This is a genomic window from Actinokineospora sp. NPDC004072, assembly GCF_053604195.1.
The window spans coordinates 92,603-116,983 of the sequence record NZ_JBSGHB010000001.1; the positions used below are offsets into that span (position 1 = coordinate 92,603).

The window sequence follows — 24,381 nt, forward strand, 5'->3', positions numbered from 1 at the left end:
GAGCCGGTCAGCGCGACGCCCATCACGGCACCTCCTCCAGGTAGGACACGCCGGATGCGGCGTGGTCGCCGAAGCGCTCCCACTCCTCGCGCAGCACCAGCAGGCCGCGGGGGTCGCGGGTGGGGGTGTTGACCGTGCTGCCCGCGATGATCTCGCCGCCCGCCAGCACCATCGTGTACGCCAGCCGCAGCGTGCCGTCGGGGTCGCAGCGGCCGGTGACCGAGCCGCGGCGGACCGCGCCGCCGGTGAACTCGGCCCAGACCAGGTCGCCGTCCTGGTGGTAGCGCGCCTCCGTCCCGTCGCCGCCGCCCGCCTTGCGGAAGCGGCGGCCGTCGTAGTTGATCATACGTCCGCGTCCAGGAGTCCGGCGGGCAGCTCGAAGGCCGCGCCCGCGGGCTTGGCGGCGATCGGCTCGGCGTCGACCTCGACCGCGGCGGCGGCCGCGGCGAGCCGCTGCTCGCAGGTCGCGGTGTCGGCCGCCGAGCACACCACGAACGAGTGCCGGGCGATGTACCCGCCGGGCGGCAGCCGCAGGGTCGTCCCGGGGTCCACCATCGGCGCGGCGGCCACCAGCCCCGGCGCGGACCGCGGGACGCGCACCGACCGCACGACGCAGTCGGTCTCCGGGTAGCCGAACCGGATGCCCGCCACCGCCGCGCGGGTCGGCGCGGTGTCCGGGCGGTTGCCTGTCGCCACGTCGACCAGCACCTCGCCGGGGTCGATGCCGGTGGCCAGCTTGCCCAGGTAGGGGATGAGGTCGCCGCCCAGCCTGCCGTTGACCTCGATGATCACCGGCCCGCGCGCGGTCAGCCGCACCTCGGTGTGCGTCATGCCGTTCTCCACGCCCAGCTCCCGGTGCGCCCGGGCCACGGTGTCGAGCAACTCGGCGTCGGCCAGCAGCGGATCGGCGCCGTCGACGGTGTGGCCGACCTCCTCGAAGTACGGCGCGTGCCCGGTCTGCTTGCGGGCGATGAACATCGGCAGGTACTCGCCCTTGTGGACCGCGCCGTCCACGCTGATCTCCGGCCCGTCGGCGTAGCCCTCCACGATCGCCCCGCCCCGGTAGGGCGCGTCGCCGATCAGGCTGGCCTCGTGCGCGACCTGGTAGGCGCGGTCCAGTTCGGACGGATCGCGCACGAGGACGACGCCCATGCTCGCCCCGAGCGCGCGGGGCTTGACCACCACCGGGTAGCCGATCTCGGCCGCGGCGGCCCTGGCCTGGCCGAGGCTGGCGGCCATGGCGTGACCGGGCTGCGGCAGGCCCGCGTCGGTCAGCAGGGTCCGGGTGCGCTTCTTGTCCCGGCACCCGCGCACCCCGGCGACGCCGAGCCCAGGCACGCCGAACTCGGCGGCCAGCTCGGCGGCGGGCATCACCAGCGGCTCGTCCCAGCACAGCACGCCGACCACCGACCACCGCCGCGCCGCCGCCCTGGCCTCGGCGCGCAGCACGTCGTGGTCGAAGATGTTGGCGACGGTGATCTCGGCGAAGTGGTCGTGCTGCCAGGTCGGGTGCAGGTTGTTGACCAGCACCAGCTCCACCCCGGCCGCCCTCGCCCTGGCCGCGGCCGAGGTGACCAGGTACTCCCGGTAGACCTTGAGCCCGCTGCCGACCACCAGCAGCGCCTGCTTGTCCATCTGCCCTTCCTCTCCGGTTCGACCCCTTCGGGGCGGGGTCACGCGGGCACCGCGGTGAGCGCCTCGGCGATCCGCGCGGCGACCTCGGGCGCGGTGCGGAACCCGTCGCCGCCGGTCGCGGCGCGGACCCAGGCGGCGGGGCCGACCCGGGTCAGCGCCCCAGCTCCGGTCCGCGGGTCGGTGGTGTAGTGGCAGCGGCGGGTGGCCACCACGGTGTAGCGGTCGGCGTCGACCAGCACGCCGGAGCGCAGGACCGCCCGCACCCAGCGCTGCTCGTCCTCCTCGGCGTCGAGCGAGCCCGGCTCCCGGCAGGCCGCGGCTGTGCTGATCTTGAGCAGCGTCCCGGCGCCGGGCGGGACGACCCAGCACCGGCCGTCCGGCCCCGCCTGGCCCATGCACGGGGCCGATTCCCACCAGCGGGCCAGGCCCGCGGGCGGGGCCAGGTAGACCATCGTCTGCCGGTGCAGCACCGCGGGCGCGGCGACCAGCTCCCGCGTCCACGGCCCGGCCGCCACCAGCAGCACGTCCGCGTCGATCCGCTGCCCCCGGGCCGTGGTGACCGCGGGGGCATCGCAGTCCACAGCGGACACCGGCTGCCAGGGCCGCAGGCTGACCAGCGGGTGCCGGGACAGCCAGCGGACCGCGGCGCGCAGCACCCGGTCGGCCAGGAGCACGCCCGCGTCCGGGTCGAAGACCCGCACCGCTCCGCGCGGGAAGCGGACCGGCCGGTGCGCGGCGGGCGCCGCCAGCGGCAGGCCGACCGCCTCCTCCGGCGCCACCGCGGTGATCACCCCGACCCGCCGGAAGAAGCGCTCGCCCAGCTGCGCCTCCAGCTCGACCCAGGGGGCGGGCGCGAGGTCGCGCAGCGCCCGGTGCTGGTCGAACGAGGTCGACGCCGGGTTCGGGATCGGGCCCCGGTCCAGCACCGTGACCCGGTGCCCCGCCGCGGCGCACCGGACGGCGGTCAGCAGCCCCGCCACCCCCGCGCCCACCACCAGCACATGCCGGAACACCTCAGGCCACCGCCGTGCTCAGCCGCGGCAGCGGCCGCACGGTGATCTGCGCCGACCCGGCGGGCAGCCCGGGCTCGACCCCCGCCCGCGCGGCGAGGTCGATCAGGATGGGCGCCGCGCAGCGCAGCAGCGCGTCGACCTCGTGGCAGAAGTCGCCCGCGCGTGCGTCGGTGACCGGCAGGCGGTCGAGCCGGGCCAGCTGCTCGGTGATCGCGCCCGCGGCCCGGTGCAGGCTGAAGGCGTCCAGCTCGTAGCAGGCCGCGAACCGCTCGCCCATCCTGGCCACCGCCGTGCGCGAGCGCGCCGACACCGGCAGGGTCCGGCCCGCGAACGCCGCCGCCTTCGCCACCACCCGGTTCCACGGGTCGACCAGCCGGGAGATGGCGATCCGCTCCAGCACCGCGCGGCTGAAGTCGGTGCGCTGGTGCTCGGGGCTGGTCACCGCCAGGTAGAAGCGGATCAGGTCGCGCGGCACCTCCGCGGCCAGGTCGCACCCCCACACCGCGTGCCCGCGGCTGGTGGAGAACTTCTCGGTCTCCAGCTCGTAGAACTCGTTGGCGACGAACCGCTCCGGCAGCGCGTAGCGGTCGCCGTTGGCCAGCAGCATGGCCACCAGCGCGATCCCGAACGGGAAGGTGTTGTCGAAGCCGTGGAACAGCACCGTCCGCCAGCCGGAGTCGGCAAGGAACGGGTCGTCGTCGCCGGAGAGCACCGCCCCGCCCGCCTCGGCGGCCAGCGCCGCGGCGGCCACCGGCCACGGCCCCGCCTCCGCGTTCGGGTTGACCACCTGCCCGGCGACCTCGGGGTACGGGGCCCGGATGCCCCACCCGGTGGGGTAGGTGATCGGGTAGTCCGGCAGCGGCCGGGCCAGCATCTCCGCGATGGCCTGCGCCATGTGCGGGCGCAGGGTGGCGCGGGTGCGCTCGAAGTACTCGGCCAGCCCCGCGCGGTGCTCCTCCAGCGGGAGCACCAGCACCTCGACCTCGCGCAGCTCCAGCGGGTCGCCGGGGTGCTCGGTGGAGCGCGGCTCGACCAGCTCGCCCGCCGCGCACGGGTGCCCGCAGCTCTCGCAGATCCCGGCGCACCCGTCGGCCAGGCACACCGGGCAGCCGCCCCGCACGTAGCCGTCCACCAGGTACTGGCCGGTGCGCGGGGAGTACGGGAACGGCATCGCCCGCAGCCGCAGCTTCCCGGCCGAGTGCAGCCGGTCGACGAAGTTCAGCACGGTCTTGGTGTAGCGGTCGTCGCCGCGGGTGAACCCGTCGTAGGCGATGCCGATCGCGGCCAGGGTGGCCTCGATCTGCTTGGTCGAGCGCTCGGCCAGCTCGCCCGGGTCGACGCCGAGCCGCTGCGCGGTGGTCACCACGTAGGTCGGGCTGTCCTGGGCGCCGGTGCCCAGGACAGCCTCGTGGCCCGCGGCGCGCGCGTAGCGGGTGAACACGTCGGCGGCCAGGAAGGGGCCTGCGATGTGGCCCAGGTGCAGGTCGCCGTTGGCGGTGGGGGCGGGGGAGAGGACCATCAGCTTCACCGCAGCGCCTCCTCGTCCAGGAAGCGCGCCGACATCGCCGCGTCCCACCAGATGCCGTAGTACTCGAAGTCCGCGACCGAGTCGTTGACCACCCGGTGGGTGCAGCCCGGGGGCAGGTGGGCGATGTCGCCCGCGGCGAACTCGTGCGCCTCGCCGTCGACCACCAGGCGCGCCCGGCCCGCCATCGCGATGAAGATCTCGTGCTCGTGGTGGTCGTGCGCCACCGACTCCCCACCGGGCCGCACCACGCACCACGCGCCCTCGAACGGCGCGGTGAGCGCGGGCCACGGCAGCAGCCGCTCGCCCTCGATGCCGTAGGCCGGGCTCAGCTTCGCCCGGTCCCGCTTGCGGATGCGCATCAGCGGCTCCCCACCGCGGCGCGCCGGTCGAGCAGGTCGGCGAGGATGTCCTGGGACCGGTGGGCCAGCACGCTGATCAGCGAGTCGGCGATGCCGTGGGTGGCCTCGTTGACCCCCTGCAGGTACATCGCGCCCCGGGCGTCGTCGCCGGTCTCCACGCGGTAGCGCCTGCTGACGGCGATGTCGGGCAGCCCGGCCCGCTCGGCGAGGTCGCGGACCATCCTGGGCATGCGCGGGTCGTAGCCGGTGCCCAGCAGCACCAGGTCGCAGCGCAGCGACTCCACCGCCCCGGTCCTGCGGTCGCGCACGTCCAGCACCACCTCGTCACCCTCGGAGCGGGCGGCGACGACCTCGGTCATCGCCCGCACCGCCGAGCGCGGCGTGCCCAGCATGCGCTGCTGGTAGAGCATCGAGTACAGGTCGTCGAGGAACGGCGGGGCCAGGCCCGCGTAGTTGGTCAGGTGCATCTCGTCGAGGATCTGCGCCCGCGCCTGCGGCGGGGAGTGGTAGAAGTCGTCCACAAAGGACGGGTAGAACAGCTCGTTGACGAACTTGCTGGTCTGGTAGTTGCGCAGGCCGATCGAGCGCAGCACCAGCGTCGGCTTGCTCAGCGGCAGGTCCTGGTGCACCGCCATGAACATCTCCGCCGCGCTCTGCGCCCCGCCCACCACCACGACGCGGACGGGCTGGTCGGTCGGCACCTCGGTGATGCGCGAGCAGTACTGCGTGCTGTGGATGACCGAGTTCTTGGGCAGCTCGGCGAAGACGTCGGGCACCCGCGCGTCGCGGCCGGTGCCGACGACCAGGTCGCGGCAGCGCACGGTCTCGCCGTTGCCCAGCGAGACCACCCAGCCCGAGAGCGTGCCGTCGGCCTCGCGCTGCGGGTCGATCCGCTCGACCCGCGCGTTGTAGCGCACCCGCACCTGCTCCAGCGAGTTCGCCACCCACTGCATGTACTCCGACAGCTCCCACCGGTACGGGTTGAAGGTGCCCAGGTTGACGAACTCGTCGAGCTTGCCGCGCTCGTGCAGGAAGCTCAGGAAGGAGAAGCGGCTGCGCGGGTTGCGCAGGGTCACCAGGTCCTTGAGGAAGGACACCTGGCTGCGCGCCCACGGCAGCAGCAGGTTGCGCTGCCAGCGGGTGTCCGGGTGCTGCTCCAGCACCAGCGTGCTCGCCGCGAGCCCGGTCGCGCCGGACTCCTCGATGGCCACCGCCAGGGCCAGGTTCGCGGGCCCGGCTCCGATGGCCAGGACATCCACCTGTTGGTCGGTCACATCCACCCCGATCTGTCGTGGTCTGTGGCGCAAATGCGCGGCCGCCGGGGAAATGCCGGCGGCGCGTTCTGCTCCAATTCAACCGGCCGGTCGGGGTTGACTGCGCGGCCGTCCGCATCGCCGCATCAATGGTGAATCAATTCCCGGGCGCCGACCAGGGCGGCGGCGGTCAATGCAAATGCGCGGACGAACCGGTCGAGCAGAAATGCGCCCGCCAGCCGACCGTGGCGCAGCAATCCGGCGTCGGCGAGGTCGACGACGAGGTCCCCGGCCACCGGTTCCCCGCTGCCGTCGACCCGGCCGCAGGACCACACCGGTTGCTCTGCGGGCAGCCGGGCCAGCCGGGTCAGCAGGTCCCACGCGGGCGCGGACAGGCGGCCGCAGGCGGAGTCCAGCGACTCCCAGACCGACAGGTCGCCCACGCGCAGCCAGCCCAGCGCCGCGACCGGGTCGGCCACCCGGCCCGCCACCAGGTGCAGCGGCTCGTGCGGGCGGGCGGCCAGCTTGCGGGCCAGGATGTCCAGGGCCAGCGGCAGGTCACCGCACGACTCGGCCAGCTGGGCGCAGGTTCGGGGGTCGCCGCCCGCCCGGGCGCCCGCGGCCGCGGCGAGCACGGCGACCGCGTCCGCCCTGCTCAGCACGTCCACCCGCAGCCTGCGCACGCCGTGCAGGCCGGGCAGCGACGAGCGGCTGACCACCACCGTGGCGCTGGTGCGGGACTCGACCAGCAGCGGGCGGACCTGGCGCTCGTCGCGCACGTTGTCCAGCAGCACGACCAGCCGCCGCTCGGCCAGCAGCGACCGGTACAGCGCGGCGCGCTGGTCGGTCGACCCGGGCAGCGCCGAGGCGGGCACGCCCAGCGCGGCCAGGAAGCCCGCCAGCACCGCGCCCGCGCCCGCCTCGCCGTCGGGCAGCGGGTCGAGGTCGGCGTAGAGCTGGCCGTCGGGCATGGCCGCGGCGATGCCGTGGGCGTGGCGCAGGGCGAGCTGGGTCTTGCCGACCCCGACCGGCCCGCAGACCAGCACCGGCGAGGCCGACCGCTCGGCCAGGCAGGCCAGCTCCCGGTCCCGGCCGACCAGCCCGCGCGGGCGCAGCGGGAGCTGCGCGGGGCGGGGGAGCCCGGGCCGCGCGGGCGGCTCGGCCTGCTCGGGCGGCCGGGCGTCGGCGGCGGCCAGCCAGCGCCGCCGCCAGGTCTCCCGGTCGCCGCCGCACGCGGTGGCGAAGGCCAGCGCGACCTTGAGCGTCGGCAGCCGCCGCCCGCTGGCCGCGCTGGAGAGCACCGATGAGGAGTACATCGCCGCCCGGGCCATGTCCCGATAGGTGGGGTTGCCCGCTTGCGCCCGCAAGGCGCGCAGCTCGCTGGCGAACGCCGCAACCGCCCCGCCCGCCGCGTCGACGGGTTTCTCCGGCCTGCCCATTGTCGAAGCCTCCCGGTCGCCTATCGCTTTGCGACAACTGTGCGGGCGGGAGGTGGAAACTTTCCAGCCACCGATCGGCCTATCCTGCGCATTTGTCGGTATTGCGTCAGCGCGGCGTGCGGAATGTGTCAGCGCTTATTCAGCGGCCAGTTCCGCGCGATTGGGCCTGCGCATGCCGACCAGCAGCAGCGCCGCGGCGATGAGGCAGCCGAGCCCGCACAGCGGCCACACCCCGCCGCCCAGCGCCGACCACGCCAGCACCCCGGCGGTCGGCCCGATCGCCATGCCGAGGCCGAAGGCCGCCTGGTGGGCGCCGACGAACCGGGCGCGCACCGCGACCGGGTAGGTGGCGGGGTGGGCGAACATGCTCGGCCCGCTGATCATGATGCCCGCCACGAACACCACCGTCGTGGCCAGCAGCGGGACCACCCCGCCCGCCAGCCAGTACCCGGCCGCGCCCAGCCCCATCACCGCCGTGCCCACCGCGCCCGCCACGTGCGGCGGCCAGTGCCTGACGTAGGAGGTCACCTTCAGCTCGGCCAGGATCAGCACCAGGGACGCGGTGGCCAGCACCGCGCTGTAGACCGCCGTGGAGTGGCCGTCCGCGGTGATCTTCAACGGCAGCGCGACGGTGTACTGCACGTACACCACCGCGCCGACCAGCACGGCGACGAGGAACAGCAGGAACCGGCGGTCGCGCAGCAGGTCGGCGTAGCCCGACCCGCCGACGCGCCCGGCCCGCTCGCCCCGCGGCGCGGCGGTGTCCGGCAGCAGCGCGCGGGCCAGCGCGGCGAACAGCAGGGCGGTGGCGGCGTCGAAGTAGAACAGCAGGTCCCAGTCCAGCAGGATCAGCCCGGCGGCGACGAGCGGACCCGCTGCCGCGCCCGCGTTCATGGCGATGCGCAGCATGGAGAAGCCCATCACCCGGTGCTCGGCGGGCATCAGGTCGGTCAGCAGCACCGCGGCCGCGGGCCGGTACGCCTGGGTGGCCAGCCCGGCCAGCGCCATCGCCGCCAGCAGCGCGGGGAAGCGGACCGGGGTGCTCAGCGCCGGTGCGGCGCCGAGGATGACCGCCGACGCGCCCATCGCGGCGGTGATCGTGGCGCGCGGGCCCAGCCGGTGGGTCAGCTCGCCGCCGAGCAGCGTGCCGCCGACCGCGCCCGCGCTGTAGGCGGTCAGCACCGCGCCCGCCTGCCCGAGCGCGAAACCCCGCTCCGCCAGGTAGAGCACCATGAACGTCTGGACGAACGCGCCGAGCTGGTTGACCAGCACCCCGCCCAGCAGGAACCGGACCGCGACCGGCGTGGCGCGCACGCTGGCCAGGACCCCGCCGTCGGTCTTCGTCGCGCGCATGGCGCCCCCATCTGCGGTCAGCACGCCGGAACGCCCCGGTCGGGGGCGTCCCGGCGCTGGCTCGTCCTACCGGGTGAACACGCTGTTGACGCTGCCGAAGTCGAGCGCCCCCGCCAGCTCGCCGTACGTGCCGTGCTCGACCAGCTCGGCCGCGACCCGCTGCGCCAGGCTGTAGGCGGCCTGGCTGACCGCCGTGCCCAAGCTGACCCGCCGCACGCCCGCGGCCTCGAACTCCGCCACCGTCGGCGCGCCCGGGCCCGCCATCACGTTGACCGGCAGCGGCACCGCCTTCACCAGCGCGGTCAGCACCTCCAGGTCGACCAGGCCGGGCACGAACAGGCAGTCGGCCCCGGCCTCGGCGTAGGCCGCGGCCCGCGCGACCACGTCGTCGAAGCGGCCCTCCGGCTCGCCGACGCCGAAGAGGTAGACGTCGGTGCGGGCGTTGACGACCAGCTCCGGCAGGCCCGCCGAGTCGGCGGCCGCCCGCGCGGCCCGCAGCCTGCGGGACTGCTCGTCCACGGTGAACAGCGGCTGCCCGGGGACGATCGAGTCCTCGATGTTCACCCCGACCGCGCCCGCCTCGATCACCGCGGTGACGGTGGTGGCCACGTCGTCGGGGCCGGGCCCGTAGCCGCCCTCGACGTCGGCGGTCACCGGCACGTCCACCGCCGTGCAGATCCGCCGGACCTGCTCGGCCATCTCGGCGCGGGTCAGCGCCTGGCCGTCCTGCTTGCCCAGCGACCAGGACACCCCGCCGCTGGTGGTGGCCACCGCCCGGGCCCCGCCCCTGGCGATCAGCGCCGCGCTGCCCGCGTCCCAGGCGTTCGCCAGGACGAGCACGCCCTCGGCGTGCATCGCCCGGAACGCGCTGGCCCTGGCGCTCTGCTTGTCGTTCACACGTCACCTTTCCCTGTGGTTGACCGGATTCGCGGGCTCCTGCGCCCGCATCAGCCCGGACGCCGCCGCGCGGGTCTCGTCGGTCCACGGCGCGGACTTGCCCGTGGCCGGGTCCACCTTCACGACCGTGCGGTGGCCCTCCGCGTGGGTCACCGAGCCGTCGAGCGAGTGCACCCGGAAGCCCCAGCGGAGGCTGGAGGTGCCCAGCGCCTCGATCCAGAGGTGCACGGCGACCGCTCCGGTGGAGCGCACCGGGTACTGGTAGGAGATGTGCAGCTCGCGGATGGCGGCGAACATGTCCGGGTGGGTGATCTTACCGTCGCGGTAGCCGAGTCCGATCTTGGCCAGGACGGCCTCGCCCGCCTGCTCGACCAGGTTGATGTAGCGGGCGTTGTGCAGCTGCCCCATCGCGTCCAGGTCGCCGAAGTGGACCGGGAGGACGGCCACGACGCCGTGCTCGGGGTGGTCGGTCAGGTCGGTCATCGCTGGCTCCTTCAGCCGCTGGTCACCGGTCGGGGCCGAGTCTGGCAGGGTGATCATGGGCGGGCCGCCGCGCGCAGCGCGCCCACGAGGTCGGTGACGACGGTCAGGGCGTGGTCGATCAGGTAGAAGTGCCCGCCGGGGAACTCCCGGTGGCCCAGGTGGTCAGCCGTCCGGGTGGTCCACGACGCCATCGCGCCGGGGGCCAGCAGCGGGTCCGACCGCCCGCTGTAGGTCACCACCGGGCAGCTGATCTTGGCGTCGGCATCGGCGTAGCCCGCGCACAGCTCCAGGTCCGCCCGCAGCGCGGGGAGCACCATGGCCAGCGCGCCGGGGTCGGCCATGATCTCCGCGGGCAGCGACCCGGTGGCCTGCAACCACGCGATGAGCCCGGCTTCGGGCTGGCGGGCGTGGGCCACCGTCGGGGTGGCGAACCCGACCGGCGCCCACGCCGAGGCCGCCAGCAGCACCGGCGGCTCGGCCCCGTCGGCGTCGATCGCCTGCGTGAGGGCGTAGGCCAGCATCGCGCCCATGCTGTGCCCGAACAGCGCGTACGGGCGGTCGTCCAGCTCCGGCTCCAGCGCCGCCCACAGCTCGGGGACGAAGGCGTCGAAGTCGGTGCGCGCGGGCTCCCGCCAGCGGTCGAGGCGGCCGGGCAGGGTGACCACCTGGGCGCAGACGCCGCGGGGGAGCAGGCCCGGCCAGTCGCGGAAGACCGCGCCGCCCGCGCCCGCGGGCGGGAACAGCAGCAGGCGCAGGTCGCCGTCGGCGGTGGGGGGCTGCAACCACATGGCCGTCACACCCGCGCCGTCAGCAGGCCGTCGATGAACCCGGCCAGGTCGTGGGCGCTGGGGTGGTCGAAGGCGACGGTGGCGGGCAGCGGGACCCCGAAGGCGACCTCCAGGGCGTTCTTCAGCTCCACCGCGACCAGCGAGTCCAGGCCGAGCTGGGCGAAGCGGGCCCGGGAGTCCACGTCGTCGACGTCGGTGAAGTGCAGGACGTCGGCCACCTTGGCCCGGATGAACCGGTCGATCGCGCCGCGCCGCTCGGCGGGCGCGGCCGAGCGCAGCGCGTCGAGGTCGATGCCCGCGGCCGCCGCCCCGGAATCTCGGGTCAGCTCCTGGTAGAGCGCGTTGGCCAGCGGCTTGGTCGAGACGAACCGGTTCCAGTCGCACTCGCCGACGGCGGCCTGCGGCCGCGGCTCGGCCAGCAGCGACTCCAGCGCCCGCATGGCCTTGGCGGGGCTGAAGAACGCCACGCCGTCGGCCTCGAACGCCTTGGCGTGCTGCTCGTCCAGCCGCGCCGACATGCCCAGCTGGGCGACCGGCCCCCAGTTGAGCGCGGTGGCGGGCAGCCCGGCCGCGGCCCTGCGGTGGGCGAGCCGGTCGAGGAAGGCGTTGGCGGCGGCGTAGTTGGCCTGCCCCGGGCCGCCGACGACCGAGGCAGCGGAGGAGTAGAGCAGGAAGAAGTCCAGTTCGGGCTGGCGCTGGGCGAACTCGTGCAGCAGCCACCCGCCGTACACCTTGGACTGGAACACCGCGTCGAGGCTCTCCCAGGTCTGCGCGGAGACCGGCGCGTCGGCCAGCCCGCCCGCGGCGTGCACGACCCCGCCGACGGGGTGCGGGAGCCCGGCCAGGACGGCCTCGACGCGCCGCAGGTCGGCGCTGTCGCCGACGTCGCCGCGGCAGACGGTGACCTCGGCCGGGCCGAGCCGGTCGAGCAGGTGGGCGGCGTCGGGCCGGGGGATGCCCTGCCTGCCGACCAGCACCAGGTGCCGGGCCCCCAGGTCCACCAGCTTGCGGGCGGTGACCAGGCCCAGCGCGCCGAGCCCGCCGGTGATCAGGTAGGTGCGGTCGGGCCGCACCGCGACCGGTTCGGCCCGCTCGTCGGTGAAGCCGATGACGAGCTTGCCGACGTTCGCGCCGCGGCTGAGCACCCCGAACGCCTCCTCGACCTCGTCGAGGGAGTACCGGGTGGTGGTGATCGGCTCCAGGTCGCCGTCCGCGATGCCCTCGGCGACCTCGGTCAGCACGCGCTTGTTGAGCGCGACCGCGTCGGCCTCGGGCAGCTCGCTGAGGTCGAAGTTGTGGTAGCGCACGTCGGGCCGGGCCGCGGCCACCTCATCGGCTGTCCACACCCCGACCTTGCCCAGCTCCACGAACCGCCCGCCGGGGGCGAGCGCCCGCAGCCCAGCGGGGATGAAGTCCTTGTTCAGGCTGTTGAGGACGATGTCCACCCCGCCCGCCGCCACGATCTCATCGGCGAAGTCGAGCGTGCGCGAGTTCATCAGGTGCTCAACGCCCTGGGCGCGCAGCACGTCCCACTTGTGCGGGCTGGCGGTGGCGAACACCGTCGCGCCCGCCGCTTTGGCCAGCTGCACCGCGGCCTGGCCGACCCCGCCCGCCGCGGCGTGGATGAGCACCCGGTCTCCGGCCTTCATCCCGGCGAGGGTGTGCAGGGCGTAGTGCGCGGTGACGTAGGCCGAGGCCAGGCCCGCGCCCTCGTCGGCGGTGATCCGGGCGGGCCTGCGCACCGCGGCCGCGGACGGCACGGTGGCCAGCCGCCGCATGAGCCCCGCGTAGTTGACGATCACCTCGGCGCCGATCTCGAACTCCGCGTCCGGCCCGGCGGCCACCACGGTCCCCGCGCACTCGAACCCCAGCGGCAGCGGCCGGTACTCCGCGCCGCGGCTCTCGGCGTGCTCCTTGAGCATGCCCAGCGCGTTGAGCACGTCCTTGAAGTTGAGCCCGGCGGCGTGCACCCGGACCTGGATCTGGTCGCCCACCGGGGCGACGTCGTCGGCGGGGACGGGCCGCACGCCCGCGAACCCGCCGTAGTCCTTGATGGACAGCGCCACGTTGCCCGCGTCCTGGCCGGGGCGCAGCGGCAGCAGCCGCCGCACGTGCCGGTGCCCGCCGCGGTAGGCGAGCTGGAACTCCCCGCCGTCGCGGCTGCGCAGCTCGGCCACCAGGTGATCGACGCCGACGCCGGGCAGATCGATGAGCGTGGTCCGGTAGCCGGGGCGCTCGTTGAGCAGCGTGTGCCCGAAGCCCCACAGCGTCGCCGCCGCCGCGCCGCGGTCGTCCGGGGCGTCCCCGGGCAGCACCTGGGCGCGCCGGGTGACCAGCCACAGCCGCTGGTCGCCGCCGAACCCGGCGGCGTCCAGCGCGGCCAGCAGGTCGAGCAGGTCCCGGTAGTTGTCCTCGCACTCGGCGCGCAGCCCGGGCTCGGTGGTGGGGCCCTCGCCGGTGCGCCAGAACCAGCACACGTCGGTGAAGGCGGATTCGCGCACCAGCTCAGCGGCGCGGGCGGCGTTCGCGGCGTGCACGACGACGTCTTCCGAGTCGTCCGGTTCCAGCTCGGGTCCGCCCACGGCCAGGACGCGCCGCGGCTGCTCCAGCAGCGGGCCGCGCTGGGAGCGCTTGAGCCAGGCCGGGCGGTGCAGGAAGGACCGGCCCTGGCCGCCGGTGCCCTCGGCCAGCCGCTTGAGCCCCAGGTCCCGCACCTCGACCACGGGCAGGTCGCCCTGCAGGACCACCAGGTCGGCGGCGAGGTCGACGCCCTCGGCGGCGGTGTCGCGCAGCCGCGCCAGCACGCGCAGCGCCTCCGCCCGGGGCTTGCGCAGCAGCCGGACGCCGCCGAAGCGCACCGGCAGGTAGTGGTCGCCGTCGTCGACCAGGCAGGCGAGGGCGTGCAGGGCGCCGTCGAGGATCGGCGGCGGCAGGTGGTCGGGCCCCGGCTCGCGGGAGCCGCGCAGGTCGGCCGCGGTGAAGCGGCCGTGGCGGGCGTTGGCGTCCAGCCGCTGGAACTGCGGGCCGTAGGCCAGCCCGGCGGCGGCGAACCCGGCGTAGACCTCCGCCGCGGCGCGCACCTCCTCCGGCTCGCCCGCGTCGGCCTCGGCCGCCAGCAGCCCGGCGACCAGCCCGCCGCCCTCCTCCCGGCCCGCGATCGCGGCGGTGGCGTGGCACCGCTCGACGCCCGCGACCCGGCTGGTGATCCGCACCTCGGCGACCCCGTCGGCCCGCTCGGCCAGCCGCACGCGCACCTCGGTCTCGTGCTCGTCGGTCAGGAACAGCGGTTCGTGGATGCGCACGTCGGACACCGTGCGGCCGGTCTCGCCGTACACCGCGTCCTGCAGGGCGAGGACCATCTCGACGTAGCCGGCGCCGGGGAAGACGACCTGCCCGGCGACCACGTGGTCGCCGAGGTAGTCGGGCAGCCGCGGGCCGAGCCGGGTGCGGAACTCGCGCGCGCCGTCCTCGGCGGTGGTCTCCGCGCCGAGCAGCGGGTGGTGCGCGCCGACCGCGGCGCGGGACTTGGACGCGGGCAGCCAGTAGCGCCTGCGGTCGAACCCGTAGGTGGGCAGCGTGATCTTGCGGCGCTCGCGGCCCTGGTGCACCTGCGCCCAGCGGATGCCCACACCCGCTGTGTAGAGCTGGGTGAGGGCGCGCAGGATGGTGCTGCCGTCGTCGGCCTTGTCGGTGCTCTGCGCCCAGCGGTGGTCCTCGGCGGTGACGCAGCGCTTGGCCAGGGCCGAGAGCGCCCCCGAGGGCCCGATCTCGACCACCGCGTGCGGGCCGCGCCGCTCCAGCTCGGCCATGCCCGCGGCGAACTGGACCGGCTCGGCGATGTGGCGCACCCAGTAGTCCGGCGTGCCCAGGTCCTTGAACCGGGCGACCTTGCCGGTGACGTTGGAGATGATCGGGAAGCGCGGCTTCTGGAAGGCGAGGTCGGCGATCGCGGCGCGGAACTCGGCGAACACCTCGGCCATCAGCGGCGAGTGGAAGGCGTGGGAGACCGCGAGCCGGGTCACCTCCACCCCGTCGGCGGCCAACGCGGCGGTCACCGCGTCGAGCGCGGCCGCCCCGCCGGAGAGCACGCACTGGGTGGGGGAGTTGACCGCGGCGATGGCCAGGTCGGGGTGCTCGGCCAGCAGCGGGGCCACCGCGTCGGCCGGGGCGCGCACCGCGGCCATCCCGCCGGGCGCGGAGACCGACTGCATCAGCCGGGCGCGCACGGCGACCAGCCGGACCGCGTCGGGCAGGGTGAGCACCTCGGCGACCGCGGCGGCCACCACCTCGCCGATGCTGTGCCCGATCAGCGCGCTGGGCCGCACGCCCCAGGACAGCCACAGCTGGGCCAGGGCGTACTCCAGGCAGAACAGCGCGGGCTGGGTGTAGCGGGTCTGGTGCACCTCGTCGGGCTCCTCGCCCTCGCCGAAGGCGATCTCGCGCACCGACCGGCCCAGATGCTCGGCGAAGAGGGCGTCGCACTCGTCGAAGGCCGCCCGGAACTGCGGGTAGCGCCGGTAGAGCGCCGCGCCCATGCCCGGGTACTGGGTGCTCTGCCCGCTGAACAGGAACGCCACCTTGCCGATCTCGCCGGGGGCTGGCGCGTCGGTCGCCAGCCGGGCGGCCTGGCGGTCCAGGAAGTCCACCAGCTCGGCCCGGTCGGCCACGACCGCGGCCACCCGCAGGCGGAAGTGCGAGCGGCCGACGTTGCTGGTGTAGCAGAAGTCGGCGGGGTCGGACTCGTCGTCGAGCCGCTCGCGGAACCGCGCGACCTGGTTGCGCAGGGCGCGCTTGTTCTTCGCCGACACCGTGATCACGTGCGGGCCTGCCACCGGCGCCGGCTCGGCGGCCTGCTCGGGCTCCTCGATGACCGCGGCGGCGATCGTCCCGGCGAAGCCGAAGCTGTTGACCAGCGCCCGCCTGCGCCCGGCGGTCCACGGCACGCACTCGGTCGGGACCGAGACCGGGTAGCGCGGCCAGGGGATGCGGCCGGACGGGGTGGTGAGGTTCAGGTGCGGGTAGATGACCCCGTCGCGCATCTGGAGCACGGTCTTGACCACACCGACGATGCCCGCGACCGGTTCGAGGTGCCCGACGTTGGTCTTGACCGAGCCGACCGCGACCGGCGCCTGCGGGGTGTGCGACTCGGCGAACACGTCGCTGATCGCGCCCATCTCGATCGGGTCGCCCAGCGGCGTGCCGGTGCCGTGCGCCTCGACGTAGGAGATCTCGGCGGGGGCGACCCCCGCGTCGGCCAGCGCCGCCCGCATGACCCGCACCTGGGCCGCGCCGTTGGGCACCGACAGGCCGGGGCCGTCGCCGTCCTGGCCGACGGCCGAGCCCCGCACCACCGCGACGACCGTCGCGCCGAGGCGTTCGGCGTCGGGCAGGCGCATCAGGACCAGGGCCCCGCAGCCCTCCGCCCGGACGTAGCCGTTGGCGGCGTCGTCGAAGGTCTTGCACTGCCCGTCGGGGGCGAGCATGCCCGCGTGGGAGAAGATCACCGAGGTGCGCGGGTCGTGCAGCGCGTTGACCCCCGCGCACACCGCGATCTCGCACTCCCCGCGCCGCAGCCCCACCACGGCCTGGTGCAGCGCGGTCAGCGAGGACGCGCACGCGGTGTCGATGGTCATGGACGGGCCGTGCCAGTCGAGGAAGTAGGACAGCCGCCCGGACATGGGGAAGAACGTGATGCCCGCGGCGAGGTGCCCGTCGAGCTCCTCGTTGCCCAGGTTGTTCAGCTCCATCGCGTAATCGATGGAGCCCGCGCCGACGTAGACCCCGCCGTTGCCGCCGCGGAAGGCCGCCGGGTCGAGGTTGGCGTCCTCCAGCGCCTCCCAGGTCGTCTCCAGCAGCAGCCGCTGCTGCGGGTCGGTGTACTGGGCCTCCTTCGGCGAGATGTTGAAGAAGGCCGCGTCGAACTCGTCGATGCGGTCGAGGAAGCCGCCGCCGGGGCTGTGGATGCGGCCCTTCTCGACCCCGGGCTCGGCCTGGTAGGCGGCCACGTCCCAGCGGTCGTCGGGCACCGGCCGGATGCCGGAGCGCCCGGCCTTGAGGAACTCGGCGAACTCGGCGGGCGTGCGGGCGCCGCCGGGGAAGCGCAACCCGATCCCGACGATCGCGATCTGCTCGTCCGGGGAGCCGACGGGGGCCACGGTACCTCCACAAGGCGTGATCAGTTGCGTGCGCAGGGTGCAGATGCCAGGCAAGCACGGGCCCCTGACCGGGGGCTGACTCCCCGCGGCGGGCCGGGTTTCGCTGGGGCCGACCGGGGTATGCGGGACCCATCGAGTAGCCACGGGAGGACCAATGGGCCAGGCACTGCGTGACGTGATGACCCCCAAGCCGGTCGCGCTGCCGGGGAGCACCGCCGTGCGCGACGCCGCGCTGAAGATGCGCGAACGCGACATCGGCAACGTCCTGGTGGTCGACGACGGCGAGTTGGCGGGCATCGTCACCGACCGCGACATCGTCGTCCGGGCCGTCGCCGAGCGCGACAACCTCGCCGACTGCCACTTGAGCGACGTGTGCACCGACCAGATCGTCACCGCGAGCCCCGACGACGACATCGATGCCGCCGTCGAGCGCATGCGCGAGCACGCCGTGCGCCGGATCGTCGTGGTGGACAACGGCAAGCCGGTCGGCATCTTCTCGCTGGGCGACGCCGCCTTGGAGAAGGACTCCGATTCCGCCTTGGGCGACATCAGCTCCGCGACGGCCAACAGCTGACGCGCCGCGCCTGCCCTACCAGGAGTTGTTGATCCCGATCACGCCGCCGCTCATCTGCACCGCTCCGTCGATTCGCGTGTGCACGGTCTGCCCGGGAGGAGCAGCGGCGGGATCGGACGGTGGCGGCTCGGCCGCGGGCGGGGCCATGCCGGGCACGCGGACCCAGGCGCGCCCCTCGAACTCCTTGACCCGCACGGTGATCGGCTGGAACTCCGCGGGGTCGGCGGCGTAGCCGCCCCGCACCACGTCGAGGAACACGCGGTCGGACAGGACCTGCACGAGCGCGGCGTCCGCCCGGGCCAGGACCGCCCGGGCGGCGGGGGCGTCGACCAGCCGGGACACCGCCACCGCGGTCGCCCCCACGAAGCCGTTCGCCCCGGGCTCCACCGGTCCGTGCTCGACGGCCAAGCGCAGCCGCAGGCGCCGGTCGGCGGGGGAGTGGACGTTGCGGGCGAACACCAACCGGGCCAGTTCGAGCGGGAACCGCTGCACCACCGCGATCTCCGACTGGCCGGGTGGGACGATCGACAGCTCGCCGTCGCCCGCCTGCTGCCGCAGCCACGCCGTGCGGTCCAACCCCGCCGCGTCCGCCGCCGCGTCGAGCAGGGCGACCAGCCCGGCCTGCGCGTCGGCCTGGCCGGGGGCGTCGCGGCCGCTGTAGCCCTGGACGTCGACCGCCAGGCAGAGGGAGCGGGAGAAGTGGACCATGGCGGCGTCCTCTCGGGTCGTCGAGCACAGGCTCCCGCACCCAGCCCGCCCGAACTCGGTACTGGTGCGGAATCCGGTCAGCCCGACCGGGTGATGGCGCGCAACCCGTTCAGGTCAAGCACGACGACGCTGCGGTAACCCAGCCGGACCAGGCCACGGCGGGCGAGGTCGCGCAGCGCCTTCTCCGCGGTCGTCAGCCGCACGCCCGCCAGCGAGGCGATGTCCTCCTGGGTCAGCGGCGCGCCGAGGTCGCGGCCGCCGCCGTAGGTCTCGGCCAGCGTGACCAGCACCCGCCGCACGCGCGCGGGCGCGTCGAGGGCGGCGAAGTCCACCCGGCGCTCGTTGGCCCACCGCAGCCGCTCGCTGAGCACCCCGGCCACCTCGATCGCGGCGTCGGGGTGCCCGCGCAGGAACTGCCGGAAGTCCTGGCCGGGCACCACCCGGGCGGTCGTCGCCAAGCACGTGGTCACCGTCGCCGAGCGCGGTTGCCGCAGCAGCACCGCCATCTCGCCCACCACGTCGCCCGCGCGGCGGATCGCCAGCAGCGGCTCGCGGTCGCCGTCGATGCCGGAGACCTTCACCGCCCCGGACAGCAGCACGTACACCGATTCGCCCGGGTCGCCCTGGCGCAGGATCCGCCGCCCGGGCGGCAGCGCGACCTCCACCCCCAGCGCCAGCAGCGCCGCGCGCACCGGCGCGGCGAGTCTGCCGAGCAGCGACGCCGCGGGCCACGCAGGCCGGTCCATCGCCACCCCCTGATCGCCGATACCGCGCCAACGAGCGAGCGGGCCGCACGGGTGTTGCGCCGAACCGGTGACCCGCGGGCGGCGGGCCACCGGTCCGCGGTGGATCAGGCCGCGAACGCGACGTCGAAGTAGGTGTCCACGTAGGCGCCGTCGGGGCGGTAGCAGTCGACCGCCACCCCGTCGGCCGGGGTCCAGTGGGAGACCTTGCACCGCTGGTTCCCTGCCCCGTAGGCGGTCACGTGCGCGACGCCGCGGCTCAAGTCGACCGGGAACCGCACGTGGTACCCGCCGACGGCCCAGCGCTGGGCAGTCGTGGCGGCGGCCGGGTTGGTGTCGAAGGCGTAGTAGGCGCTCAGCGCGCCCAAATCGGACACCCAGCCGTAAGCCGAGGGCAGCGCGGCCGGGCCCAGCAGCAGGTTGGTGTTCTCCACGTAGGTCAGGGTGAACATCGCGTCGGCGGGCACCCCCGCCGCGGTGAAGCACCGGACGGTGATCTGCTGCGCCCCACCGGAGGGACCCCAGCCGCCCACCTTGCACCAGCGCCCGTCCGCGGCGTAGCCGGTCACCTGCACGTGGCCGCCGCTGCCGCCCAGACCGGGCAGCCGGACGGTGTAGACACCCGCCCCGCCGGTCGCGGTCGCCGCCGAGCCGGTCGAGCTGTACTGGTAGGACGGCGAAGGCGAGCCGGTCGTGTTCACCCAGACGTAGGCGCCCGAGCCGACGCCGCGGTAGGTCTGGCTGATGGTGAACTGCGCGTCCGCGGGCGCGCCCGCGCGGGTGAAGCAGCGGACATCGGCGTCGGTGCCGCTGATCCCGTCCGGCGTGCGCCACCACTCGACCGTGCAGTAGTTGTCGCCCGCGCCGTACGCGGTGACGTGGATGGTGCTGCCCACGGCGGGCACGCCCGGGAACCAGACGGTGTACCAACCCGTTCCGTTGTGCTTGGCGTGGTTGGTGCCACCGGTCGAGTTGGCCGAGTACGCGCCCGCGAGCGAGTACCACGTGTTCAGCGGCGCGGCGGCGTCGAAGTTCCAGGCATAGGCGTAGGCGGCGGTCACGGCCGCGGTGGTGGGCGCGGGCGCGGGCCGGGCCTGCGCGGCGGCGGTCGTGCCCGAGGCGGCCGCCAGCGCCACGGCGGCGACCACGGCGAATCGAGTCGTTCTCATGTCTCCCCTTGGGATGCGCCCCGGGCCCCTGCGGCCCGGGTGCCCGCCACGGTCACCGCGTCCGGGCGCGCGGATGCGGTACCGGTAGGGATTCCGCCGATGTCGTACCGGTATCGGATACGCCCGGCCTCGCGGCGGGACCGTGGTGGCGGAGCGAGGGAGGGCTACGATGATCGAGACGCTGGTGGCGGTGCTCAGTCAGGTGGTGGCCGCGGTCGTGACAGCTCTGGTGACGCCGTCGCTGCTGCGGTTGCTCCGCACCGCGCGCGGCAGGCGGGCCAGGAGCAGGCGGTGACCGGGCCGTGGCCGGTCGGGTCGCTGCTGGGCAGGCTCGGCGAGCGCGACCGGGCGGACCTGCTCGCCACCGGCACCGGCGTCCGGTTCCCCGCCGGGCGGGTCCTGCTGCGGCAGAGCGAGGACGGCCGCACCGCCTACCTGCTCGTCCAGGGCTGCGTGAAGGTGGTCGCCAACGACACCGAGCGCGAGGCCCTGCTCGCCATCCGGGTCGGCGGCGACCTGGTGGGCGAGATGTCCGTGCTCAGCGGCAAACCGCGCTCGGCCACGGTGATCACCTGCACCGCCACCGCCGCCCGCGCCATCCCCGCCGAGCGGCTGCGCGCCCACCTCGCCGCGCACCCCGCGGTCGCCATCGAGGTCGCCGCCATGCTCAGCGACCGCTTCCGCTGGTCCAACGAGCGCCGGGTCGCCGCCGCGGCCCTGGACCCGCGGGGCCGGGTCAGCCGGGTGCTCGTCAGCCTCGCCGAGACCTACGGCCACGACCGCGCCGACGGCACCCACCTCGGCGCCCCGCTCACCCAGGCCGACATCGCCTCGCTGGCGGGCATCCGGCTGCCGACCGCGGAGAAGGTCCTGCGCGGGTTCGCCGCGGCGGGCCTGGTCGGCCTGGCCTACCGCGACATCCGCATCACCGACATCGGGGCGCTGCGGGCCATCGCAGGCTGATCACGCCTTGACCACCCGCAGGATGGCGACCACCCCGTCGACGCCGAGCAGATCGATGCGCAGGTCGTTGAGGACGGCCCCGCCGCCCGGTCCCAATTGGATGGTGAAGTCCTGGTTGAGCGCGGTGATGCTGCAACTGCGCAGGCAGATGCCGGTGAAGTTGGTGCCCGTGGTCGTGCCGGTGAGCGTCACCCGGTCGCCCTGGATCTCCGCGACCTGGACCGAGCTGACCCCGGTGCCCTCCGGGACGGCCACCTCCGCGCCCGCGGTCACGCGCACCGGCTGCGGCTCGGCGGTGGTCGTGGGCGCGGCGGTCGTCGCCTCGGGCGCGGTGGTCTCCGGCTCGGTGGTGTCGGGGCCGGTGGTCGGCGCGGTGGTTGGGGCGGTGGTGTCCAGCGGCGTGGTGCCGGGGACGGCCGTGTCGGTGCTGGTCGCGGCCGGGTCGGTCGTGGGTGGCGCCTGCGCGGTGGTGCCCGCACCCGGGTCGGCGGTGGTCGCCGGGGTCTCGGTCGTGGTGAGGGGCATGCGGGCGGCGAGCAGCTCCGGGATCCCCTGGTCTCCGCAGCCCGCCAGCAGGAGGGTCGTCCCGGCGAGCAGCACGAGGCAGTGACGGCGCATATCCCGACCGTGCCACGCTTCGGCCGCGGTCACCCCCAGGTGACGGCAACGATCGCCGGTCGGGTGACGCGGGCCCGGCGGGTCCACCTAATCGGGTTGCCCCGACGGGGGCGGGCAGAGCATCGTGAGAACGCTCTCAACGGGGGGAGGCCGATGACCGCGCTCCAGACGGGCAGGCCCGCGGCCGTGGTCGCGGTGGCGGCCCTGGGGCTCTCGCTGTTCACGCTCGTGGTCACCGAGAACCTGCCCATCGGGCTGCTGCCGCTCATCGCCGCCGACCTGGGCGTCTCGCTGACCGCCGTCGGCCTGCTGGTGACCGGCTACGCCGCGGTCGTCGTGGTGGCCTCGGTGCCGCTGACCCGGTGGGTGCGCCGCATCCCCCGCCGCACGCTGCTCACCGGCCTGCTGGCGCTGTTCGTGGCCGCGTGCTGGGTGTCGGCGGTCGCCCAGGGGTACTGGGTGCTGATGGCGGCGCGGCTGGTCATCGCCCTGGTGCACGCGGTGTTCTGGTCGGTGGTGACCACGACGGCGGCGGGGCTGTTCCCGCCGTCGGCGCGCGGCAAGGTGATCGCGGGGCTGTTCGCGGGCCCGTCGCTGGCGATGGTGGCCGGCGTGCCGCTGGGCACCTGGCTGGGCCAGCAGGCGGGATGGCGCACCGCGTTCCTGGTGGTCAGCGGCGTCGGGCTGCTCGCGCTGGCCACCATCGCCGCCGTGCTGCCCAACATGCGCCCCCAGGACAACCACGCCGCCACCGGGACCGCGCCGGACGCGCGGCGCTTCCGCATCCTCGTGGTGATGGTCGCGCTGCTGGTGACCGGCATGTTCACCGCCTACACCTACGTGACCGCGTTCTTCACCGAGGTCAGCGGCTTCCCGCCGGAAGCGGTCAGCCTGGTCTTGTTCGCGGGCGGCGCGGCGGGCGCGGTGGGCAACGTGCTCTCCGGCGCCGTCATCGGCCGGTGGCCGCGCGCGGTCCTGGTGCTGGCGGTGGCGCTGCAGGCCGCCGTGCTGCTGGGCCTGTTCGCGTTCGGCCCGGTGAAGCCCGTCGCGGTGGGCTTGCAGGCGTTGTCGGGGTTCGCAATGGCGTTCATGGTGACCGCGCTGCAGAGCCGGATCCTGGAGGTCGCGCCGGGCAGCACCGAGGTGGCCGCAGCGGGCAGCTCGGCGGCGTTCAACGTGGGGATCGGCGGGGGAGCGCTGGTCGGCGGGCTGCTGCTGCCGCTGGTGGGCGTGCGGCCGCTGGCGCTGGTGGGCGGGCTGGTCGCGGCGGTCGCGCTGGTCGTGCTCGTGCGGGAGTGAGCGGCTAGCCCTCGTCGCGCTCGGCGAAGTCCTGCGCTGCGCGCTGGGCCAGCGCGGTGATCAGCACCGACAGCAGCAGGCCCGCGGCGTGCAGGACGGTGACCGGCCAGCGGCTGCCCAGCGGGTCGTCCGGGTCGCCCGCGATGAGCGCCACGACGTCGTAGGCCAGCAGCCCGGCGAAGGCGATCATGCCGAACAGCCCGACCAGCCGCGCCCCGTTGCGCACGGCCGCCAGCAGCGCCAGCGCGCCCATGATGACGTGGATGATGCTGAGCAGCGTCGACCCGGCGAAGAGGGCGTCGGTGCGCTCCGCGGTGCCCTCCGGCGCGTCGGAGAACCCGCTCATCCCGCCCTGCACGAGCCCGATCACCCCGAAGACGAGCAGGGCCGCCCCCAGCAGCACGCACAGCACCCGCGCCGCCCCGCCTCGACCGTCCGGCATCGCTCCTCCAGCACGTCGGCTCACGCCGGTGGGTGCCCCGGGAGCGGCGGGGCTAATCCGGTCCCCGGCATTGATGCCGTCGCCACCCGACGCAAGGACGGCCGCCAGCCCGCGACTACGAAGGCCACCTACGACCCGTTCGTTGCCCCTAGGCACCGTGGCAGGCGTCGACCGCTGCCCGCCTAGAGGCGGCCCGACCGGAACTTGTCGAGCACCCGACGCTCCCGCTTGGTGGGCCTGCCGGCCCCGCGTTCCCGGCGAGCCACCGGGATGACGGCCTCGGGCGGAGGAGCAGGCGTCCGATCGATGAAGCACGTCGCCGCATCCGCCGCCCCCACCCGCTTCTGGATAACCCGAACAACCTCCACGATCCGGGTCGTGTCCCCCACGCGGGCGCGGATCTCGTCCCCGGGGGAGACGGTGGTAGCAGGCTTCGCAGGCCGATCATTGACCCGCACATGCCCACCCCGACAAGCAGCCGCAGCGTCAGGACGGGTCTTGGTCAATCGAACCGCCCACAACCAGCGGTCCACCCGGGTGGATTCCACACCCCCATGATGCCAGCGACACCCTGCGAGATCAGCCCACGCCACCACCACCCCACACCTAGCCGCCACCCACCCGCCGCCACCTAACCTGCTGCCGCTCCATCCGCCACGACCCCGCTCGCCGCCGTGCCTTCCGCCGCTGACCGCGCCCCCGCTGCTACCCGCCCGCTGCCGGGTCGCCCGCCACGACCCCGCTCGCCGTCGCGCCGCCGTGCCTTCCGCCGCTACCGCGCCCCCGCTGCTACTCACCCGCTGCCGGGTCGCCCGCCACGACCCCGCTCGCCGTCGCGCCGCCGTGCCTTCCGCCGCTACCGCGCCCCCGCTGCTACCCGCCCGCTGCCGGGTCGCCCGCCACGACCCCGCTCGCCGTCGCGCCGCCGTGCCTTCCGCCGCTACCGCGCCCCCGCTGCTACC

At 74.9% G+C, this 24,381-nt stretch carries 22 protein-coding genes; 4 read left to right on the forward strand and 18 right to left on the reverse strand.

All coding sequences use genetic code 11. The features are described from left to right. Window positions 1-22: 22 nt before the first annotated feature. The 12 genes from ACWEPX_RS00435 to ACWEPX_RS00490 form a co-directional block, all read right to left on the reverse strand. On the reverse strand, window positions 23-346 hold the full coding sequence (locus ACWEPX_RS00435; RefSeq protein WP_451894891.1) for a hypothetical protein: 324 nt from the start codon (window positions 344-346) through the stop codon (window positions 23-25). Continuing rightward, window positions 343-1,635, reverse strand: coding sequence for an ATP-grasp domain-containing protein (locus ACWEPX_RS00440; RefSeq protein ID WP_451894892.1), 1,293 nt, complete (start codon window positions 1,633-1,635; stop codon window positions 343-345). The genes ACWEPX_RS00435 and ACWEPX_RS00440 overlap by 4 nt, the downstream gene beginning before the upstream one ends. A 38-nt stretch (window positions 1,636-1,673) precedes the next feature. Then, window positions 1,674-2,648, reverse strand: coding sequence for an NAD(P)/FAD-dependent oxidoreductase (locus tag ACWEPX_RS00445; protein WP_451894893.1), 975 nt, complete (start codon window positions 2,646-2,648; stop codon window positions 1,674-1,676). A 1-nt stretch (window position 2,649) separates the two neighbouring features. Next, window positions 2,650-4,167: a class I tRNA ligase family protein gene (locus ACWEPX_RS00450; RefSeq protein ID WP_451895253.1), complete on the reverse strand. Its 1,518-nt coding sequence runs from the start codon at window positions 4,165-4,167 to the stop codon at window positions 2,650-2,652. A gap of 5 nt (window positions 4,168-4,172) precedes the next feature. Then, on the reverse strand, window positions 4,173-4,535 hold the full coding sequence (locus ACWEPX_RS00455; protein ID WP_451894894.1) for a cupin domain-containing protein: 363 nt from the start codon (window positions 4,533-4,535) through the stop codon (window positions 4,173-4,175). Next, entirely contained in the window at window positions 4,535-5,809 is a 1,275-nt protein-coding gene (locus tag ACWEPX_RS00460) for a lysine N(6)-hydroxylase/L-ornithine N(5)-oxygenase family protein (protein WP_451894895.1), read from the reverse strand. Before ACWEPX_RS00460 ends, ACWEPX_RS00455 begins: the two co-directional genes overlap by 1 nt. A gap of 125 nt (window positions 5,810-5,934) precedes the next feature. Continuing rightward, window positions 5,935-7,227 carry an NB-ARC domain-containing protein gene (locus ACWEPX_RS00465; RefSeq protein ID WP_451894896.1) on the reverse strand — a complete coding sequence of 431 codons (1,293 nt, stop codon included), beginning with the start codon at window positions 7,225-7,227 and terminating at the stop codon, window positions 5,935-5,937. 135 nt (window positions 7,228-7,362) lie between these two features. Next, window positions 7,363-8,580, reverse strand: a complete 1,218-nt coding sequence (locus ACWEPX_RS00470; protein WP_451894897.1) for an MFS transporter — start codon at window positions 8,578-8,580, stop codon at window positions 7,363-7,365. Between the two features lie 66 nt (window positions 8,581-8,646). Then, on the reverse strand, window positions 8,647-9,477 hold the full coding sequence (locus ACWEPX_RS00475; RefSeq protein ID WP_451894898.1) for an isocitrate lyase/PEP mutase family protein: 831 nt from the start codon (window positions 9,475-9,477) through the stop codon (window positions 8,647-8,649). A 3-nt stretch (window positions 9,478-9,480) separates the two neighbouring features. Continuing rightward, entirely contained in the window at window positions 9,481-9,960 is a 480-nt protein-coding gene (locus tag ACWEPX_RS00480; protein WP_451894899.1) for an acyl-CoA thioesterase, read from the reverse strand. A gap of 53 nt (window positions 9,961-10,013) precedes the next feature. Continuing rightward, window positions 10,014-10,748, reverse strand: coding sequence for a thioesterase II family protein (locus ACWEPX_RS00485; protein ID WP_451894900.1), 735 nt, complete (start codon window positions 10,746-10,748; stop codon window positions 10,014-10,016). Between the two features lie 5 nt (window positions 10,749-10,753). Continuing rightward, window positions 10,754-16,903 carry an SDR family NAD(P)-dependent oxidoreductase gene (locus ACWEPX_RS00490; RefSeq protein WP_451894901.1) on the reverse strand — a complete coding sequence of 2,050 codons (6,150 nt, stop codon included), beginning with the start codon at window positions 16,901-16,903 and terminating at the stop codon, window positions 10,754-10,756. A gap of 154 nt (window positions 16,904-17,057) precedes the next feature. Between ACWEPX_RS00490 and ACWEPX_RS00495 the strand changes: the two genes are divergently transcribed. Continuing rightward, complete coding sequence (locus ACWEPX_RS00495) at window positions 17,058-17,477, forward strand: CBS domain-containing protein (RefSeq protein WP_451894902.1); 420 nt, start codon at window positions 17,058-17,060, stop codon at window positions 17,475-17,477. A 15-nt stretch (window positions 17,478-17,492) separates the two neighbouring features. On the opposite strand, the gene ACWEPX_RS00500 is transcribed toward ACWEPX_RS00495, so the two are convergent. The 3 genes from ACWEPX_RS00500 to ACWEPX_RS00510 form a co-directional block, all read right to left on the reverse strand. After that, the gene (locus ACWEPX_RS00500) at window positions 17,493-18,185 is read right to left on the reverse strand and encodes a hypothetical protein (protein WP_451894903.1); all 693 of its coding nucleotides are present in this window, start codon (window positions 18,183-18,185) and stop codon (window positions 17,493-17,495) included. Window positions 18,186-18,262: 77 nt separating this feature from the next. Continuing rightward, on the reverse strand, window positions 18,263-18,931 hold the full coding sequence (locus tag ACWEPX_RS00505) for a Crp/Fnr family transcriptional regulator (protein ID WP_451894904.1): 669 nt from the start codon (window positions 18,929-18,931) through the stop codon (window positions 18,263-18,265). A 104-nt stretch (window positions 18,932-19,035) separates the two neighbouring features. Then, on the reverse strand, window positions 19,036-20,097 hold the full coding sequence (locus ACWEPX_RS00510; RefSeq protein WP_451894905.1) for a hypothetical protein: 1,062 nt from the start codon (window positions 20,095-20,097) through the stop codon (window positions 19,036-19,038). A gap of 169 nt (window positions 20,098-20,266) precedes the next feature. Between ACWEPX_RS00510 and ACWEPX_RS00515 the strand changes: the two genes are divergently transcribed. Beyond that, window positions 20,267-20,392 carry a hypothetical protein gene (locus tag ACWEPX_RS00515; protein WP_451894906.1) on the forward strand — a complete coding sequence of 42 codons (126 nt, stop codon included), beginning with the start codon at window positions 20,267-20,269 and terminating at the stop codon, window positions 20,390-20,392. Then, window positions 20,389-21,060: a Crp/Fnr family transcriptional regulator gene (locus ACWEPX_RS00520; RefSeq protein WP_451894907.1), complete on the forward strand. Its 672-nt coding sequence runs from the start codon at window positions 20,389-20,391 to the stop codon at window positions 21,058-21,060. Before ACWEPX_RS00515 ends, ACWEPX_RS00520 begins: the two co-directional genes overlap by 4 nt. Here the strand turns inward: ACWEPX_RS00520 and ACWEPX_RS00525 are convergent, their stop codons facing one another. Next, the gene (locus ACWEPX_RS00525; protein WP_451894908.1) at window positions 21,061-21,678 is read right to left on the reverse strand and encodes a hypothetical protein; all 618 of its coding nucleotides are present in this window, start codon (window positions 21,676-21,678) and stop codon (window positions 21,061-21,063) included. A 153-nt stretch (window positions 21,679-21,831) separates the two neighbouring features. On the opposite strand from ACWEPX_RS00525, the gene ACWEPX_RS00530 reads away from it, so the two are divergent. After that, window positions 21,832-22,977 carry an MFS transporter gene (locus ACWEPX_RS00530; protein WP_451894909.1) on the forward strand — a complete coding sequence of 382 codons (1,146 nt, stop codon included), beginning with the start codon at window positions 21,832-21,834 and terminating at the stop codon, window positions 22,975-22,977. A 4-nt stretch (window positions 22,978-22,981) separates the two neighbouring features. Here ACWEPX_RS00530 and ACWEPX_RS00535 read toward each other — a convergent pair whose 3' ends face one another. Then, a complete protein-coding gene (locus ACWEPX_RS00535) occupies window positions 22,982-23,419 on the reverse strand; it encodes a DUF4383 domain-containing protein (RefSeq protein WP_451894910.1) in 438 nt (145 codons plus the stop codon). Between the two features lie 182 nt (window positions 23,420-23,601). Next, window positions 23,602-23,967, reverse strand: a complete 366-nt coding sequence (locus tag ACWEPX_RS00540; protein ID WP_451894911.1) for an RNA-binding S4 domain-containing protein — start codon at window positions 23,965-23,967, stop codon at window positions 23,602-23,604. Window positions 23,968-24,381: the final 414 nt, after the last annotated feature.

What these genes read in the sequence shown, in the direction of transcription:
- ACWEPX_RS00450 (WP_451895253.1), bottom strand. Translation starts at nt 4,167, where the DNA reads ATGGTCCTCTCCCCCGCCCCCACCGCCAACGGCGACCTGCACCTGGGC.
- ACWEPX_RS00530 (WP_451894909.1), top strand. Translation starts at nt 21,832, where the DNA reads ATGACCGCGCTCCAGACGGGCAGGCCCGCGGCCGTGGTCGCGGTGGCG.
- ACWEPX_RS00440 (WP_451894892.1), bottom strand. Translation starts at nt 1,635, where the DNA reads ATGGACAAGCAGGCGCTGCTGGTGGTCGGCAGCGGGCTCAAGGTCTAC.
- ACWEPX_RS00515 (WP_451894906.1), top strand. Translation starts at nt 20,267, where the DNA reads ATGATCGAGACGCTGGTGGCGGTGCTCAGTCAGGTGGTGGCCGCGGTC.
- ACWEPX_RS00510 (WP_451894905.1), bottom strand. Translation starts at nt 20,097, where the DNA reads ATGAGAACGACTCGATTCGCCGTGGTCGCCGCCGTGGCGCTGGCGGCC.
- ACWEPX_RS00485 (WP_451894900.1), bottom strand. Translation starts at nt 10,748, where the DNA reads ATGTGGTTGCAGCCCCCCACCGCCGACGGCGACCTGCGCCTGCTGCTG.
- ACWEPX_RS00470 (WP_451894897.1), bottom strand. Translation starts at nt 8,580, where the DNA reads ATGCGCGCGACGAAGACCGACGGCGGGGTCCTGGCCAGCGTGCGCGCC.
- ACWEPX_RS00480 (WP_451894899.1), bottom strand. Translation starts at nt 9,960, where the DNA reads ATGACCGACCTGACCGACCACCCCGAGCACGGCGTCGTGGCCGTCCTC.
- ACWEPX_RS00525 (WP_451894908.1), bottom strand. Translation starts at nt 21,678, where the DNA reads ATGCGCCGTCACTGCCTCGTGCTGCTCGCCGGGACGACCCTCCTGCTG.
- ACWEPX_RS00455 (WP_451894894.1), bottom strand. Translation starts at nt 4,535, where the DNA reads ATGCGCATCCGCAAGCGGGACCGGGCGAAGCTGAGCCCGGCCTACGGC.
- ACWEPX_RS00435 (WP_451894891.1), bottom strand. Translation starts at nt 346, where the DNA reads ATGATCAACTACGACGGCCGCCGCTTCCGCAAGGCGGGCGGCGGCGAC.
- ACWEPX_RS00535 (WP_451894910.1), bottom strand. Translation starts at nt 23,419, where the DNA reads ATGCCGGACGGTCGAGGCGGGGCGGCGCGGGTGCTGTGCGTGCTGCTG.
- ACWEPX_RS00465 (WP_451894896.1), bottom strand. Translation starts at nt 7,227, where the DNA reads ATGGGCAGGCCGGAGAAACCCGTCGACGCGGCGGGCGGGGCGGTTGCG.
- ACWEPX_RS00505 (WP_451894904.1), bottom strand. Translation starts at nt 18,931, where the DNA reads ATGGACCGGCCTGCGTGGCCCGCGGCGTCGCTGCTCGGCAGACTCGCC.
- ACWEPX_RS00495 (WP_451894902.1), top strand. Translation starts at nt 17,058, where the DNA reads ATGGGCCAGGCACTGCGTGACGTGATGACCCCCAAGCCGGTCGCGCTG.
- ACWEPX_RS00500 (WP_451894903.1), bottom strand. Translation starts at nt 18,185, where the DNA reads ATGGTCCACTTCTCCCGCTCCCTCTGCCTGGCGGTCGACGTCCAGGGC.